Raw genomic sequence first — 14626 nt, 5'->3', positions numbered from 1 at the left:
TGTTCGGATATGTGTCCAGCTCACAGAGCGCACGGGCCTTCGGCCGGCGCCTCCACTGCCTCGCCTGTTCGCGGGTTCGCCACACGGATGCGCAGATCCTTGGTGACCTCGACCCGAACGGTCTCGGGTCCGAACTTGGCCTGGTATGCCTTGATGGTCCGCTTCCAGATCACGCGGGGCGCCACGTTCTTCAGGACCTTGCGCGCTTCCTGGATCTGGCGGTCCTTGTCGTCGGGGGCCGGGGTCATTGCTGATTCCCCTGGCCTGCTTTGGCCTGCCAGTTGAGCAGATCGGATTCGCGCCAGCGGACAGCCTTTCTTCCGAGTTGCACGCTCTTGGGGAACGTGCCCGCGGCCATCATTCGGTAAATGGTCGGGCTGCTGAGAGAGGTCATCTCAATGACCTCTTGAAGCCGAAACCACTTCTGCAGCTTCGGTTGTTGATCGACTGTGTTGCTTTCCATGAGGGCTCCTGTTGTTTCAAGAGCGCTCATTTCATTTCATATGTGTTCATCTGTGCAGTGACACTAATTTGTTAGTGTCCACTGCGTGTAACAGGCCTTATTTCTTGCGGCTCTTGGCTCTGTTCATACTTCTCCTGACTGACTCAACATCCCGCCCCATGTAGTCGGCAACCATTTCCAAGGCTTTGCTCCGGTTTCCTTGGGTTTTAAGCATTGCCATGTTCACCATGGCTTCGACAAGGCCTCTTTGATTTGGTCTGTCCCGCGCTTCACGCACCATTGATAGGGCCTCGCCCCATCCCATAGCATCTGCGGCTTCCTGCGCCTGCTGCTCTTCGGCCTCGTGCACTCTGGCCATCATGAGCGTCGGCAAACCAACATCGAAAAACCCCTGTATGGCGCGGGGTGCGAGCTGGTCAGTCAGAAGCACTGCCCGCAAAACCTTAGCCGCGTGCGCTACATCCAGCGCCCTGCACTCGGAGATGTCCCCTTTTTCCAAGGCAGCAACCACACCCTGCAGGCGCTCCGGTTCAAACGTGAAAAGACCGACCGCCGAACCCTGCAGGGGTTTCATGCTGCATCGCCTTTCAGGCTATTGGCTACTTCTGTCAGGTCGTCATGCAACGTGGAAAGCGTGTCAAGGATGACCTCGCACAGGTCTCGCACCTGCACCGCCGTCATGTCGGTCTTGCTCGATCCGGACTCCATGCTCCACAGGGCGGCGCCCATGGCTTCCAGCAAGTTCAGCGGTGTTCCCCAGTCACCCGAGCACGGCGGGCTGACAGTGTTGTAGTAGTCGTCTCGAACCTTTTCCAGGCACCAGCAGGCGGCATCAATGGATGATGCCCAGCGCGAAACAACGTCGTTCTGGAAGGTCATCTTCTCATTGCGTTGGGCATCCACCGCCATCAACACGGCTCGCACGATGCTCGCTGCACGCGCGGTCTGGCGCTGGTTGTTCAGGGCGTCGGCATGCCCGTAGTGGTCGGGGCGCTGGGGTACAGTTTGTTCAGCCATTTTCAAAGCTCCGTTTTGAAGGTGGTCAGGCGGGGCCGGTGGTCGAATCACCAGGCCCCGCCGCCTTTTGTGCCCAGCTCATTCCGCCGCTGGGCTTGGCGTTGTCGCGCGCCATTTGAGGGGCGCGCAGGAACACTCTTTTGCGCTATTTTTTCAAGGGGTGTCAGGTGGCTTCAACTGGTGAATGGTTGTGGATGGAACACTTCTTTGTTCCCTGTTTGCTCCCTGTATGTCCCCTGACTGTCCCCGGTACCTGATCGGCCTGGAACCCGCATGGATGCTGGGTTCCTTTCTGCTGCCCCCGGTTCCCCGGTGGTCTGCGTGCAAATCGCCGGCATGGTTCACCAGATCGTTCACTTGTTCACTTTTCCCTGGCCTGCCTGCTGGCGCTTTGACGCGCTCGCAACGACCCGCATCAGGGGTGTTTCTGGAAGGACCCGTGACGGGGTGTTGTGCCTGGCCCATGTCAGGCCGCCCTCTGTGGCATCGGGATCACGTCGGCGCCCTTGCGCATCCTGTCCAGGTGGTCGGCCCACGCGGCCATCATGGCCCGGCGCTCGCGTAGGTAGGTGGCGTGGTTGTAGGCGGCGGCTACCTGGTCGCGCTCCTGGTGCGCCAGCTGCAGCTCGATCACGTGGTGCGGGTACCCCTGTTCGTGCAGGATGGTCGAAGCCACCCCCCGGAAGCCGTGCCCCGTCATCCGGCCGGCGTAGCCCATGCGCTTGAGCGCCGCCAAGATCGTGTTGTTGGACATGGGGCGCTCATGATCCCGCTCGCCAGGGAACAGCAGGGCCCGCCCACCCGAAAGGGTCTGCAGTGCCTGCAGCACCTCCACCGCCTGCGGGGCCAGGGGCACGATGTGCGGGGTTCGCATCTTCATGCGCTCGGGAGGGATGCGCCATTCCGCCGCCCCCAGGTCGAACTCTGCCCAGCGAGCGCCGATCAGTTCCCCAGTGCGCACGAAGGTCAAAGCCATCAGCTTCATGGCCAGCCGGGTGTAGGGCGTGCCGGCGTAAGCCTCGATCTTGCGCAGCAGCTCGGGCATCTCCCGCGCGTCCAGTCGCGCGTAGTTCTCTTTCTCGCGTGGCTTGAGGGCGTCGGACGGTCGCACGTCGGCGCCCGGGTTGCGCTCGATCAGGCCATGGGCCACCGCGAACCGCATGATCTGGCCGCAGGTTTGCAACGATCGCTTTGCAATATCAACAGCGCCGCGGGACTCGATCCGCTTCGCCATCGCCAGCAGCTGGGGGGCCGTGATGGTGTCCACTGGTCGTGAGCCCAGCACAGGGAACACGTCAGCCTCCAGGCGCCTGATCACGTAGTCGGCGTGGTGCTGGCTCTTCGGCCCTTTCCACTGGTCCCACCACTGCCGGGCTACCTTCTCGAAAGTGTTCGCACCCATCAGGACCCGGGCCAGCTTCGCCTCGCGCTTGAGCTGGCCGGGGTCGTCACCTGCCGCCAGGGTCTCGCGCGCCTTGTCGCGCCGCTTGCGCGCGTCAGCCAGCGAGATCTCTGGATACACGCCCAGGGCCAGCCGCTTCTCTTTGCCGGCGTGGCGGTATTTCATGCGCCAGTACTTGCCACCAGCCGCAGTGACTTCCAGGTACATGCCCAGGCCGTCAGCCAGGCGGGCGTAGGGTTTGCCTGTGGGACAGGTTGCCCGGTCGCATTCGAGCTTTGTCAGGGGCATGGGGGCATTTTTGCTGGGGGCATCGGAAAACGCCGATTCGTGCCCCCAAATATGCCCCCACATGTGATGAGCTGTAAAGACGCCACCTGATCGCGTCTGAAACAAAAAAACCCCGCTTCCTAGGGGGAAGCGGGGTTTTTAGGGTGTTGTCTGAGACCGTTTGATCAGTCTAGAAACACGTTTCTGGCGGAGCGAGAGGGATTCGAACCCTCGATGAGGCTCTACACCCCATACTCCCTTAGCAGGGGAGCACCTTCGGCCACTCGGTCATCACTCCAGAGCCTCGCATTATGCCTCAAGTCGCGACCATTTTTCGAAGCGACAGGCATCGCCGCATCACTTTGAGATGGTGTCGGCGGTCTGGTCCAGGTCGAATTCGCGGTGCAGCGCGCGCACGGCCAGTTCCATGTACTTCTCGTCGATCACGACCGAGGTCTTGATTTCGGAGGTGGAGATCATCTGGATGTTGATGCCCTCGTCGCTCAGGCACTTGAACATGCGGCTGGCCACACCCACGTGGCTGCGCATGCCGATGCCCACGATGGACACCTTGCAGATGCGGGCATCGCCCACCACGTCAGCAGCGCCCAGGGCCGGCAGCACCTCGCCCTTGAGCAGGTCGACCGTCTTCTGGAAGTCGTTGCGGTGCACGGTGAAGGAGAAGTCGGTCTTGCCGTCCTTGGAGAGGTTCTGGATGATCACATCCACCTCGACGTTGGCACCGGCCACGGCGCCCAGGATCTGGTAGGCGATGCCCGGCTTGTCGGGCACGCCCAGCACGGACACCTTGGCTTCGTCACGGTTGAAGGCAATGCCGGAAACAACGGCTCGTTCCATATCTTCGTCTTCCTCAAAAGTGATCAGGGTGCCAGAGCTGGCTTCTTCGTTCAGGTCGATGTCCCAGGGCGTGAAGCTGGAGAGCACACGCAGCGGCACCTTGTACTTGCCGGCAAATTCCACCGAGCGGATCTGCAGCACCTTGGAGCCCATGCTGGCCATCTCCAGCATTTCTTCAAAACTCACGCGCTCCAGCCGCTTGGCTTCGGGCACCACGCGCGGGTCGGTCGTGTAGACGCCGTCCACGTCGGTGTAGATCAGGCATTCGGCGGCCTTCATGGCAGCGGCCACGGCCACGGCCGAGGTGTCGCTGCCACCACGGCCGAGCGTGGTGATGTTGCCGTTCGGGTCCACGCCCTGGAAACCGGTGACGATGACCACCTTGCCCGCGGCCAGATCGGCGCGCACGCGGGCGTCGTCGATGGATTCGATGCGGGCCTTGGTGTAGGCGTCGTTGGTCTTGATGGGCATCTGCCAGCCGGCGTAGCTGACGGCATCAATGCCTTCGGCTTGCAGCGCGATGGCCAGCAGGGCCGACGAGGCCTGCTCGCCGGTGGAGGCCAGCATGTCCAGCTCACGGCCATAGGCCTGGCCCTGTTGGGCGGGTTGCAGCTCCTTGGCCAGCGCCAGCAGGCGGTTGGTTTCGCCGCTCATGGCGCTGGGCACCACCACCATCTGGTGACCGGCCTTGTGCCACTTGGCCACACGCCGGGCCACGTTGCGGATGCGCTCGGTCGACCCCATGGAGGTGCCGCCGTACTTGTGAACAATCAAAGCCATCGGGTTGGATCGGGTTGTAGATCGTTGGAATGACCATGCGACCGGGACGCCGCACGAGAGCCGGCATGAGAACCGGCGGGGCCACCGGGCGCGCCCGGCAAAGCCTCGGAATTATATCGGCGCAGCCTGTGCTGGCCGGCTGAAGGCCAGACGCGCACCCTCGCGGCGCAGCGTGCCATCGGCCACCTTGAGTTCGATGCCGTGCCCCCGCGTGCGGCAGGCGGCCAGCTGGTCGAGCACCTGGTCCATCTGCGCTTCGCTGGGCACCACACCCCAATGCAGGCGCAGCCAATGGCGCAAGACATTGGCCTGGCGTTCACGACCGAGCGCCTGCAGCGCGGCGATGGCGGGCGGATCGCCCACGCGCGCCAGGTCGATGCGCCCCAGATCGTCCAGCAGGCCCTGCGCCTGGGCGGCGTGCCGCGCACTGCGCGCCAGCATGGGGCGAAAACCGGGGAAGCACGCCTGCCAGGCCGGCAACAGCTGCGCCCGGATGCGGTTGCGCGTGAAGCGCGTGTCGGCGTTGCTGGGGTCGTCGACAAACGCATGACCACTGTCCTGCACCCAGGCACGCAAGGCGCTGGACGGCAGGTCCAGCAGTGGACGCCCGAATCCCATGCCATGGCGTTCAAAGCGCTCAGGCATGGCGGCCAGGCCCGGCAGACCGGCTCCGCGGCTGAGCGCCAGCAGCACGGTCTCGGCCTGGTCGTCGGCGTGCTGGGCCAGCAGCACCAGGCCCGCATCGGCCTCACGGGCCAGGTCGGCCAGGGCGGCATAGCGGTGGGTGCGCGCGGCGTCTTCCGGGCTCTGCCCCGGCGTCGGGGCAGCCTGAACGTGGGCCACCAGCAGGGGAATGTTGAGACCACGGCACACGGCGCGCGCGGTGGCCTCAAAGCCGTCGGCAGCAGCCTGCAGTCCGTGGTGCACATGCAGGGCCGCCACCCGATCCGGCCAGTGCGCATGGGCGGCGAGCAGCAAGGCGGTGGAGTCGGCGCCGGCGCTGTAGGCCACCGCCACCCGGGTATGCGCCTGCACCGGCCAGCGCACCAGCCACTGCGCCAGCGCCGGCCCGCAGGGGTTGGGCACAGGCGCGGGGATGTTCACCTCAGCGTTTTTCCGGCTTGCCGTCGGCCTTGGTGTCGGTGAAGCGGCCGTAGCTGTCCAGACGCGCGTAGCGACGGTCCACCAGCTCCTTCACCTTGAGATCGGCCAACTGACGCCAGGCGTCGTTGAGCGCGCGCTTGAGGAAGGCGGCCATCTGGCCGTGGTCGCGGTGGGCCCCGCCCACCGGCTCGTTGACGATCTTGTCCACCAGGCCCATGGCCTTGAGGCGGTGCGCGGTGATGCCCAGCGCGTCGGCCGCATCGCTGGCCCGTTCGCTGGTCTTCCAGAGGATGGAGGCGCAGCCCTCGGGACTGATCACCGAATACACGGAGTACTGCAGCATCAGCACCTGATCGGCCACCGAAATGGCCAGTGCGCCGCCCGAACCGCCTTCACCAATGATGGTGGAAATGATGGGCACTTCCAGCTGAGCCATCTCGAAGATGTTGCGGCCGATGGCTTCGGACTGGCCGCGTTCTTCGGCGTCGATGCCGGGGTAGGCACCGGGCGTGTCGACGAAGGTGAACACCGGCAGCTTGAACTTCTCGGCCAGCTTCATCAGGCGCAGCGCCTTGCGGTAGCCCTCGGGCTTGGTCATGCCGAAGTTGCGCAGGCTGCGCTCCTTCGTGTCGCGGCCCTTCTGGTGGCCCAGCACCATGCAGGGCTGGCCGTTGAAGCGCGCCAGACCACCCACGATGGCCAGGTCGTCCGCGAAGTGGCGATCCCCGTGCAGTTCCTGGAAGTGCGTGAAGATCGCGTTCACATAGTCCAGCGTGTAGGGCCGGTCCTGGTGACGCGCGATCTTGGTGATCTGCCAGGGCGTGAGGCTGCTGTAGATGTCCTTGGTCAGCTGCAGGCTCTTGCCGGCCAGCTGTTCGATCTCTTCCGAAATGTCGACCGCCGATTCGGTCTGCACATAACGCAGCTCTTCAATCTTGCTTTCGAGTTCGGCAATGGGTTGCTCGAAGTCGAGAAAATTCTTCTTGGCCAAGGTGTGACTCCTTTGGTCTTTGCGTGAACGACGTCCGGGGCTGAAAACGCGATGCTCAGTAGCTCACCGGCAGCGGGTCCAGAGAGCGCCAAATATACCAAGTGGCCACGCTGCAGAAAGGGGCCCAGGAGGCCGCCACTTCGCGGATCTCGCTGCGGCTGACCGGTTCCCCGGAAAAATAGGCGCGGCTGATGCCGTTCTGCAGGCCGATGTCGTCCAGCGGCAGCACGTTCGGACGCATCAGGTGGAAGATCAGGAACATCTCGGCCGTCCAGCGACCGATGCCACGGATGGCCACCAGCTCGGCGATGATGGCTTCGTCGTCCATTTCGGCCCAGGCCTTCACGTGCACCTGGTCGTTGGCGAAGTGCAGCGCCAGATCGACCAGGTACTCGACCTTGCGGGCCGACAGGCCGGCGGCACGCATGTCGTCCACCTTGAGCTTGAGCACGTAGGCCGGCGTCATCTTGCGCGGCAGCTTTTCGAACTTTTCCCAGACCGATTGCGCGGCCTTGACCGAGATCTGCTGGCCCACGATGCTGCGCGCCAGCGTGACAAAGGCATCGCCGCGCGACTGCAGGCTCACGCCCGGGTGCTGCGGGATGAGCTTTTTCATCACGCGGTCGCGTTTCATCAGGTGGCGGCAGGCCTCTTGCCAGTAGTCGGGCGCCTCGGCGCCCACGTCGGGCAACACGGACGTGACCATCAGGCACGCTCCCAGGCCGTGCCGGCCGGTCCGTCCTTGAGCACGATGCCCTGGGCCAGCAGGGCCTGGCGGATGCGGTCGGCCTCGGCAAAGTTCTTGGCCGCCTTGGCGGCGGCGCGGTCGGCGATCTGCTGTGCAATGGCCGCTTCGTCCAGCCCATCACCGGCCCCGCCCGCTTGCAGGTAGACCTGCGGATCCTGCTGCAGCAGGCCCAGCACGCCGCCCAGGGCCTGCAGCAGGCCCGCCGTCGCCGCATCGCGGGTGCGGTTGACTTCGCTGGCCAGATCGAACAGCACGGCCACCGCTTCGGGCGTGCCGAAGTCGTCGTCCATCGCCGCCTTGAAACGGGCCGCAAAAGGCGAAGACCAGTCGATGGCGGCCGGCACCTGCGCCTTCACCGCCGCCAGTGCGGTGTACAGGCGCTTGAGCGCGGCGCGCGCGTCGTCCAGGTGCGCGTCGCTGTAGTTGAGCGCGCTGCGGTAGTGGGCGCGCAGCACGAAGAAGCGCACCGTCTCGGCGTCGTACCGCTCCAGCACCTCGCGGATGGTGAAGAAGTTGCCCAGGCTCTTGGACATCTTCTCGTTGTCCACGCGCACGAAGCCGTTGTGCATCCAGAAGCGTGCCAGGGGCTTGCCGGTCGCCCCCTCGCTCTGGGCAATTTCGTTCTCATGGTGCGGGAACTGCAGATCGGCGCCGCCGCCGTGGATGTCGAAGCTCTCGCCCAGCATCTCGCAGCTCATGGCCGAGCATTCGATGTGCCAGCCCGGGCGGCCTTTGCCATAGGCGCTGTCCCATTGGGCTTCGGCGGGCTCGTCGGCTTTGGCCGATTTCCAGAGCACGAAATCCAGCGGGTCCTGCTTGCCGTCGTCCACCGCCACGCGTTCGCCCGCACGCAGATCGTCCAGCGACTTGCCCGAGAGCTTGCCGTAGCCGGGGAACTTGCGCACCGCGTAGTTCACATCGCCATTGGGGCTGCGGTAGGCCAGCCCCTTGTCTTCCAGCTGGCGCACGATGTCCAGCATCTGCGGCACGTAGTCGGTGGCCCTTGGCTCCAGCGCGGGCCGCTCGATGCCCAGCGCGTCGGCGTCCTGGTGCAGGGCGTCGATCATGCGGTCGGTCAGCTGCTTGATGGTCTCGCCGTTCTTGACAGCGCGGGCAATGATCTTGTCCTCGATGTCCGTGACGTTGCGAACATAGGTCACGCGGTAGCCACTGGCCTTGAGCCAGCGTTGCACCACGTCAAAGGCCAGCATGGAACGCGCATGACCCAGGTGGCAGAGGTCGTAGACCGTCATGCCGCAGACGTACATGCGCACATGGCCAGGCTCGATGGGCTCAAACGGCTCCGGGCGACGGGACAGGGTGTTGAAGATGCTCAGGGTCATGGGAAACGGAATGGCCGGGCATCAAGCCGGCGAATGGTGATACGCGGGGTGGGCGGTCGAGCGGGTGGGGTCGGCACAGGGCGTGCGGAACGGCGGAGGATGGCTCGACAAGGAGGGTGCCACACGGCGGAACCAGGCCCGCCGGGGCATCCATTGGACTTACACCCTCAGATACAATGTGCCAGTATAGCCAGCCCTGCGGCGCACGCCTGCGCGCCATCGGGCATTCAGGTGTTGCGCTACCGCTCTGAGAGCGGGCCACGCCCAGCCGCCTTCGCCACCCGAGGTCCCATGCTCCAAACCGTGAAATCTACGTCCTTCCTGTCCGCTCCGCTGCGCCTGCTGGCGGTGACGGTGGCGGTGTCGGCCGCGCTGTGCGCGCCGCTGGCCATGGCCCAGACCGAGGACTACGCCGAGGTCAACCGCCTGATGCGCGCCGGTCAGATGAGCGAAGCCCTGACCAAGGCCGACCAGTACCTGGCCGGCAAACCCCGCGACCCGCAGATGCGTTTTCTCAAGGGTGTGATCCAGACCGAAACCGGCAAGCCGACGGACGCCATCACCACCTTCACCAAGCTCACGGAAGATTTCCCTGAACTGCCCGAGCCCTACAACAACCTGGCGGTGCTGTACGCCGGCCAGAGCCAGTTCGACAAGGCCCGTGCCGCGCTGGAAATGGCAATCCGGACCAACCCCAGCTACGCCACCGCCCACGAAAACCTGGGCGACGTGTACGCCAAGCTCGCCAGCCAGGCGTACAGCAAGGCCCTGCAACTGGACGCCAGCAACGCCGCCGTGGCCCCCAAGCTGAGCCTGATCCGCAACCTGTTCGCCGCGGACGCCAAGGGCGTGCGCCCGGCCACCGTGGCCGCGGTCACGCCCCCCGTCACCGCGCCAGCGGCCAGCACCAAGCCCGCCACGGTCACGGCACCGCCGGCCACCCCCGCACAACCTGCCGCGTCGAGCGCTGCAAAGGACGATGTGGAAGGCGCCGTGCAGGCCTGGGCCAAGGCCTGGGCCACCAAGAACATGCAGGGCTACCTGGGCGCCTACGCCCCCAACTTCACGCCCCCGGGCGGCCAGTCGCGCAAGGACTGGGAAGCCGACCGCAAGGCGCGCATCGTGCCGCGCACGCGCATCGGTGTGGACCTCAGCGACATCAACGTGACGGTCAACGGCGACCGCGCCTCGGCCAAGTTCCGCCAGGCCTACAGCTCCGACAACCTGAACGTGACCAGTCGCAAGACGCTGGATTTGGTCAAGAGCGGCAACCGCTGGCTGATCCTGCGCGAATCCACGGGCTCCTGATGGCCGGTTGGCGGACTTTTCAGCGGGGGCATGCCAGCTTTCCCGCCGCGTTCCCGAGCCCAGCCTCTCGGACCTGGAAGCGGCCCATCGCCGGCGTGGGTGCGCTGATCACGGCAGCACTGCTCGCCCTGCTATTCAGCTCCTGTGTCGCGCGCAAGGACAACGCCGGCGTCGCGCTGGAGCCGGTGAACCTGGGGTCGGCCGCGCAGGCGTCGACGTCGGCCACCTCGGCAGACCAGCCTTCTTTGCTGCACAGCGCCCTCGCCAAGGTGCAGGACGCGGCTCAGGACCTAACGTCCGCCCGGCCGTCCACCGGCCTGCAGTCGCGGCCGCTCTCGGGTGAGGCGCTCAAAGAGGTGCTGCCCAAGCTTGGCCGCGCCGAAGCCCGGCTGATCGACATCTACCGCCTCATCAGCCAGGGTGAGCACCGCCAGGCGCTGGCACAGGCCGATGCACTGGTCCGCGACCACCCCAATTTCCAACTGGCCCATCTCGTGCATGGCGATCTGCTCAGCGTGCAGGTGCGACCGGTCAGCCAGATCGGCGATGTGCCGGACACCAAGGCCCGCGCAGCGCTGGACCAGCTCAACGTGCTGCGCGAGGAATCGCGCCGCCGTCTGCGTGCGCTCACCGAGCGCCCGCCCGAAGGCAGCGTTCCGACCCAGTTCCTGAGCCTGTCTTCGCAAAGCCGCCACGCCATCGCCGTGGACGCGTCGCGTTCGCGCCTGTACCTGTTCGAAAACCAGACGCCAGCGGCCAGCAACGGCACGCTCGCAGGCGCCCCCAAGCTGCGGCTGATCGGGGACTACTACATCTCGGTCGGCCTGCAAGGCATCGAAAAGCAGCTCGAAGGCGACAAGCGCACGCCGCTGGGCGTGTACTACATCACCAGCAGCCTCAACCCCGAGAGCCTGCCCGATCTCTACGGCGTGGGCGCCCTGCCCATCAACTACCCCAACCCGCTGGACGTGCAGCGCGGCAAGACCGGCAGCGGCATCTGGCTGCACGGCACGCCGCGCGAACAGTTCGTGCGGGCGCCGCAAGCGTCCGACGGTTGTGTGGTGCTGTCCAACCCCGACCTGGAACACCTGCTGTCCATGGTGCAGATCCGCACCACGCCGGTGGTGATCGCCCCCGAGTTGCACTGGGTGCGCCCCGAGGTGCTCGACACCGAACGCCAGCGGTTCGAGGCCACGCTGCAGGCCTGGCGCGACACCAAGGGTCAGGGCGACCTGCAAAGACTCAAGGACTTCTATTCAGGCCGCTTCCAGAACCAGGGACGCAACCTGGCGCAGTGGTGGCCCAAGGTGGAAGCCGAGGTACACAACGCCAACGGCCAGCGGGGCCTGGAACTGAAGGACCTGTCGCTGCTGCAGTGGCGTGACAACCAGGACACCATGGTCGTGACCTTCGGTGAAGTGGCCATGGGCCAGTCCCGCGGCACGACCAAACGCCAGTACTGGGCCCGTGAAAACGACCAGTGGAAGATCTTTTTCGAAGGAACCCCGTGATGAAGTCCCCCCTGCGCCGCCGCACCGGCCTGCTGCTCGCCGCCGCCGTCAGCGCCCTGGCCCTGATCTCCGCCCCCGTACTGGCACAGAGCGCCCCCAAGGTGCGGCTGAACACGTCCATGGGCGACATCGTGCTGGAGCTCTACCCCGACAAAGCCCCCAAGACGGTCGAGAACTTCCTGCAGTACGTGGGCGACAAGCACTACGACGGCACGGTCTTCCACCGCGTGATGGACGGCTTCATGATCCAGGGTGGAGGCTTCACCGCCGACATGCAGCAAAAGCCCACGCGCACGCCCGTGCCGCTGGAAGCCACCAATGGTCTGAAGAACGACCGCGGCACCATCGCCATGGCGCGCACCGGCAACCCGAACTCAGCCACCGCCCAGTTCTTCATCAACGTGGTGAACAACGCCATGCTCAACGCCCCCAACCCGGACGGCTATGGCTACACCGTGTTCGGCAAGGTGATCCAGGGAATGGACACCGTGGACAAGATCAAGGGGGTTGCCACCGGCAACAAGGGCATGCACCAGAACGTGCCACTGAACAACGTCACCATCCTCAAAGCCACCCTGGAGAAATAACACCATGGCCAATCCTCAAGTCGAACTGCACATCGCCGGTATGGGCGTCATCACGCTCGAACTCGACGCAGAGAAAGCCCCGCTGTCCACTGCCAACTTCCTGGCCTACGTGAACAAGGGCCACTACGACAACACGGTGTTCCACCGCGTCATCCCCGGCTTCATGATCCAGGGCGGCGGCTTCGAACCCGGCATGACCCAGAAGCCCACCGACCAGCCGATCAACAACGAGGCCAACAACGGCCTGAAGAACGACCACTACACCGTGGCCATGGCCCGCACCAACGACCCGCACTCGGCCACGGCGCAGTTCTTCATCAACGTCACCAACAACGGCTTCCTCAACCACACCGCGCCCAGCGCCCAGGGCTGGGGTTACGCCGTGTTCGGCAAGGTCACCGGCGGCACCGACATCGTCAAGAAGATCGAAGGCGTGGCCACCGGCCGCAAGGGCTTCCACGACGACGTGCCCAAGGACGACGTGGTGATCGAGAAGGCCGTCGCGCTCTGATCGCCCCGCCCCTTCCGGCCATGACCGACCGCTTCGCCCAGTGGCGCGCCCCCGCGCACTGGCAAGCGGTCGATTGCATTTCAGACCTGCACCTGCAGGCCGGCGAGCCCGCCACCTTCGACGCCTGGCGCGCCTGGCTGGCCCGCCCGGTCGGCGAGCGGGCCGACGCGCTGCTCATCCTGGGCGATCTGTTCGAGGTCTGGGTCGGCGACGACGCGCTGCAAGGCGAAGGCCCCGACGCCGCGTTCTGGCGCCACTGTGCCGAGGCCCTGCGGGCGCACGCGCAGGACACACCCACCTTCTTCATGGCCGGCAACCGGGACTTTTTGCTCGGCCCAGCCGGCCTGCAAGCCTGCGGAATGCAGGCGCTGAGCGACCCGACGGTGCTGGACTTCGCGGGCCAGCGCTGGCTGCTCAGCCATGGGGACGAACTCTGCCTGGCCGACACCGACTACCAGCGCTTTCGCGCCCAGGTGCGCAGCGCCGAGTGGCAGCAGGCCTTTCTGGCCCAGCCGCTGGCCCAGCGCGAAGCCACCGCGCGCGAACTGCGCCGCCAGAGCGAAGCGCGCAAACAGGCCAGCGGTGGCGACCCCAGCCTGTGGGCCGACGTGGACGCTGCCGCCGCACGCCAGTGGCTGCAGGCCGCCGGCGCCGCCACCCTGATCCACGGCCATACCCACCGTCCAGGCGGGCACGACCTGGGCGATGGTCTGCGCCGCGAAGTGCTCAGCGACTGGGATCTCGGCGCACCCACACCGCGCGCGCAAGTGCTGCGCATCAGCGCCCAGGGCCTGCAACGCCGGCCATTGAAGACCGCCTGAGCGCCACCATGTGCGGCTGATGGCCCTGTCCCTGCTCCGCCCTCTCCAGACCTGGTTGCCGCGCCGCTGGCGCAGCGCTCCGCCCATCAACCCAGGTCTGTGGCGCGGCGTGACCACCGCCCTGCCCTTCGTGGCCGCGCTGTCCGCCCCCGAACAAGACCGGCTGCGCACGCTGTGCGCCCACTTCCTGCAGGAAAAGGAATTCCACGGCGCCCACGGCCTGGTCATCACCGACCGCATGGCGCTGAACATCGCCGCCCAGGCCTGCCTGCCCTTGCTGCAGATGCGGTGCGCCGATGGCAACGCGTCGCAAGCGGACGCCCAGCGGCTGGACTGGTACGCCGACTTCGTGGGCATCGTGGTGCAACCGGGCGCCGCCGTGGCCCAACGCGAGGTGACCGATGGCGTGGGTGTGGTGCACCGCTACCGCGAGGTGCTGGCCGGCGAGGCCATGGACCGCGGTCCGGTCATGCTCAGCTGGGACGAGGTCGCGCGCGCGGCCGAACTGGCGCCCCTGGGCAAGAACGTGGTGATCCACGAGTTCGCGCACAAGCTGGACATGCGCGGCATGCGGCCGGGACAGCAGCCCGACGGTGCCCCGCCCCTGCCCCCCGGCTATCTCGGCCTGTCACCCGAAGCGGCCCGCCAGCACTGGCGCCACACCATGCAGGCGGCCTACACCGGCTTCAAAGAGTCGGTCGCCATGGCCGAACGCTTTGGCGGCGAGCCGCCCTGGCTGGACGACTACGCGGCCACCCACCCGGCGGAGTTTTTCGCCGTGACCTGTGAAGCCTACTTCGTGCAGCGTGAGCGCTTCGCCCAGGAGCTGCCCACGCTGCTGCCGCTGTACGACGGCTTCTTCAGGGCAGCCGTCTAGACCGTTGGCGAAGCGACCGCACCTCGGAAGGCGCGGTC

Annotated in this window: 16 protein-coding genes and 1 tRNA gene; 6 read left to right on the top strand and 11 right to left on the bottom strand. The window is 65.9% G+C overall.

Annotation, left to right across the window (positions count from 1 at the left end):
• Positions 1-20: 20 nt before the first annotated feature.
• From RMP09_RS18180 to cysS, 11 genes are all read right to left on the bottom strand, one after another.
• Positions 21-248, bottom strand: a complete 228-nt coding sequence (locus RMP09_RS18180; protein WP_310567382.1) for a hypothetical protein — start codon at positions 246-248, stop codon at positions 21-23.
• Positions 245-463: a helix-turn-helix transcriptional regulator gene (locus RMP09_RS18175; RefSeq protein ID WP_310567381.1), complete on the bottom strand. Its 219-nt coding sequence runs from the start codon at positions 461-463 to the stop codon at positions 245-247. The genes RMP09_RS18180 and RMP09_RS18175 overlap by 4 nt, the downstream gene beginning before the upstream one ends.
• Before the next feature lie 97 nt (positions 464-560).
• The gene (locus RMP09_RS18170) at positions 561-1037 is read right to left on the bottom strand and encodes a hypothetical protein (protein ID WP_310567380.1); all 477 of its coding nucleotides are present in this window, start codon (positions 1035-1037) and stop codon (positions 561-563) included.
• Positions 1034-1480, bottom strand: a complete 447-nt coding sequence (locus tag RMP09_RS18165; protein WP_310567379.1) for a hypothetical protein — start codon at positions 1478-1480, stop codon at positions 1034-1036. Before RMP09_RS18165 ends, RMP09_RS18170 begins: the two co-directional genes overlap by 4 nt.
• Positions 1481-1946: 466 nt before the next feature.
• Positions 1947-3170, bottom strand: coding sequence for a tyrosine-type recombinase/integrase (locus RMP09_RS18160; RefSeq protein ID WP_310567378.1), 1224 nt, complete (start codon positions 3168-3170; stop codon positions 1947-1949).
• 184 nt (positions 3171-3354) lie between these two features.
• Positions 3355-3447 (bottom strand) — tRNA-Ser (locus RMP09_RS18155).
• Positions 3448-3506: 59 nt separating this feature from the next.
• Positions 3507-4787 carry an aspartate kinase gene (locus RMP09_RS18150; RefSeq protein ID WP_310567377.1) on the bottom strand — a complete coding sequence of 427 codons (1281 nt, stop codon included), beginning with the start codon at positions 4785-4787 and terminating at the stop codon, positions 3507-3509.
• Between the two features lie 111 nt (positions 4788-4898).
• A complete protein-coding gene (tilS, locus tag RMP09_RS18145; protein ID WP_409559758.1) occupies positions 4899-5885 on the bottom strand; it encodes a tRNA lysidine(34) synthetase TilS in 987 nt (328 codons plus the stop codon).
• A 7-nt stretch (positions 5886-5892) separates the two neighbouring features.
• Positions 5893-6882: an acetyl-CoA carboxylase carboxyltransferase subunit alpha gene (locus RMP09_RS18140; protein WP_310567375.1), complete on the bottom strand. Its 990-nt coding sequence runs from the start codon at positions 6880-6882 to the stop codon at positions 5893-5895.
• A gap of 55 nt (positions 6883-6937) precedes the next feature.
• On the bottom strand, positions 6938-7588 hold the full coding sequence (locus RMP09_RS18135) for a DNA-3-methyladenine glycosylase 2 family protein (RefSeq protein ID WP_310567374.1): 651 nt from the start codon (positions 7586-7588) through the stop codon (positions 6938-6940).
• Complete coding sequence (cysS, locus tag RMP09_RS18130; protein ID WP_310567373.1) at positions 7588-8973, bottom strand: cysteine--tRNA ligase; 1386 nt, start codon at positions 8971-8973, stop codon at positions 7588-7590. The genes RMP09_RS18135 and cysS overlap by 1 nt, the downstream gene beginning before the upstream one ends.
• A gap of 291 nt (positions 8974-9264) precedes the next feature.
• Here cysS and RMP09_RS18125 point away from each other — a divergent pair, with 291 nt between their 5' ends.
• The 6 genes from RMP09_RS18125 to RMP09_RS18100 all read left to right on the top strand — a co-directional run bounded on the left by RMP09_RS18125 (position 9265) and on the right by RMP09_RS18100 (position 14588).
• Positions 9265-10281: a tetratricopeptide repeat protein gene (locus RMP09_RS18125; protein WP_409559755.1), complete on the top strand. Its 1017-nt coding sequence runs from the start codon at positions 9265-9267 to the stop codon at positions 10279-10281.
• 95 nt (positions 10282-10376) lie between these two features.
• Positions 10377-11792, top strand: coding sequence for a L,D-transpeptidase (locus RMP09_RS18120; RefSeq protein WP_310567372.1), 1416 nt, complete (start codon positions 10377-10379; stop codon positions 11790-11792).
• A complete protein-coding gene (locus RMP09_RS18115) occupies positions 11792-12379 on the top strand; it encodes a peptidylprolyl isomerase (RefSeq protein WP_310567371.1) in 588 nt (195 codons plus the stop codon). The genes RMP09_RS18120 and RMP09_RS18115 overlap by 1 nt, the downstream gene beginning before the upstream one ends.
• Before the next feature lie 4 nt (positions 12380-12383).
• Positions 12384-12890 carry a peptidylprolyl isomerase gene (locus RMP09_RS18110; RefSeq protein WP_310567370.1) on the top strand — a complete coding sequence of 169 codons (507 nt, stop codon included), beginning with the start codon at positions 12384-12386 and terminating at the stop codon, positions 12888-12890.
• 20 nt (positions 12891-12910) lie between these two features.
• Positions 12911-13711: a UDP-2,3-diacylglucosamine diphosphatase gene (locus tag RMP09_RS18105; RefSeq protein ID WP_310567369.1), complete on the top strand. Its 801-nt coding sequence runs from the start codon at positions 12911-12913 to the stop codon at positions 13709-13711.
• A gap of 19 nt (positions 13712-13730) precedes the next feature.
• Positions 13731-14588, top strand: a complete 858-nt coding sequence (locus RMP09_RS18100; protein WP_310567368.1) for a zinc-dependent peptidase — start codon at positions 13731-13733, stop codon at positions 14586-14588.
• The last annotated feature ends 38 nt before the right edge of the window (positions 14589-14626 follow it).

The sequence above is a fragment of the Hydrogenophaga sp. genome, assembly GCF_031426985.1.
In the GTDB taxonomy this organism is placed as follows: domain Bacteria; phylum Pseudomonadota; class Gammaproteobacteria; order Burkholderiales; family Burkholderiaceae_C; genus Hydrogenophaga.
The sequence above is the reverse complement of the archived record's forward strand: the minus strand, read 5'-3'. Positions and strand labels throughout refer to the sequence as shown.

Excerpts from the sequence above, each read along its gene's own strand:
- RMP09_RS18105 (WP_310567369.1), top strand. The coding sequence starts at position 12,911 with ATGACCGACCGCTTCGCCCAGTGGCGCGCCCCCGCGCACTGGCAAGCG.
- RMP09_RS18125 (WP_409559755.1), top strand. The coding sequence starts at position 9,265 with ATGCTCCAAACCGTGAAATCTACGTCCTTCCTGTCCGCTCCGCTGCGC.
- RMP09_RS18165 (WP_310567379.1), bottom strand. The coding sequence starts at position 1,480 with ATGGCTGAACAAACTGTACCCCAGCGCCCCGACCACTACGGGCATGCC.
- RMP09_RS18110 (WP_310567370.1), top strand. The coding sequence starts at position 12,384 with ATGGCCAATCCTCAAGTCGAACTGCACATCGCCGGTATGGGCGTCATC.
- RMP09_RS18150 (WP_310567377.1), bottom strand. The coding sequence starts at position 4,787 with ATGGCTTTGATTGTTCACAAGTACGGCGGCACCTCCATGGGGTCGACC.
- RMP09_RS18115 (WP_310567371.1), top strand. The coding sequence starts at position 11,792 with ATGAAGTCCCCCCTGCGCCGCCGCACCGGCCTGCTGCTCGCCGCCGCC.
- RMP09_RS18160 (WP_310567378.1), bottom strand. The coding sequence starts at position 3,170 with ATGCCCCTGACAAAGCTCGAATGCGACCGGGCAACCTGTCCCACAGGC.
- RMP09_RS18175 (WP_310567381.1), bottom strand. The coding sequence starts at position 463 with ATGGAAAGCAACACAGTCGATCAACAACCGAAGCTGCAGAAGTGGTTT.
- RMP09_RS18100 (WP_310567368.1), top strand. The coding sequence starts at position 13,731 with ATGGCCCTGTCCCTGCTCCGCCCTCTCCAGACCTGGTTGCCGCGCCGC.
- RMP09_RS18135 (WP_310567374.1), bottom strand. The coding sequence starts at position 7,588 with ATGGTCACGTCCGTGTTGCCCGACGTGGGCGCCGAGGCGCCCGACTAC.
- RMP09_RS18180 (WP_310567382.1), bottom strand. The coding sequence starts at position 248 with ATGACCCCGGCCCCCGACGACAAGGACCGCCAGATCCAGGAAGCGCGC.
- RMP09_RS18170 (WP_310567380.1), bottom strand. The coding sequence starts at position 1,037 with ATGAAACCCCTGCAGGGTTCGGCGGTCGGTCTTTTCACGTTTGAACCG.
- cysS (WP_310567373.1), bottom strand. The coding sequence starts at position 8,973 with ATGACCCTGAGCATCTTCAACACCCTGTCCCGTCGCCCGGAGCCGTTT.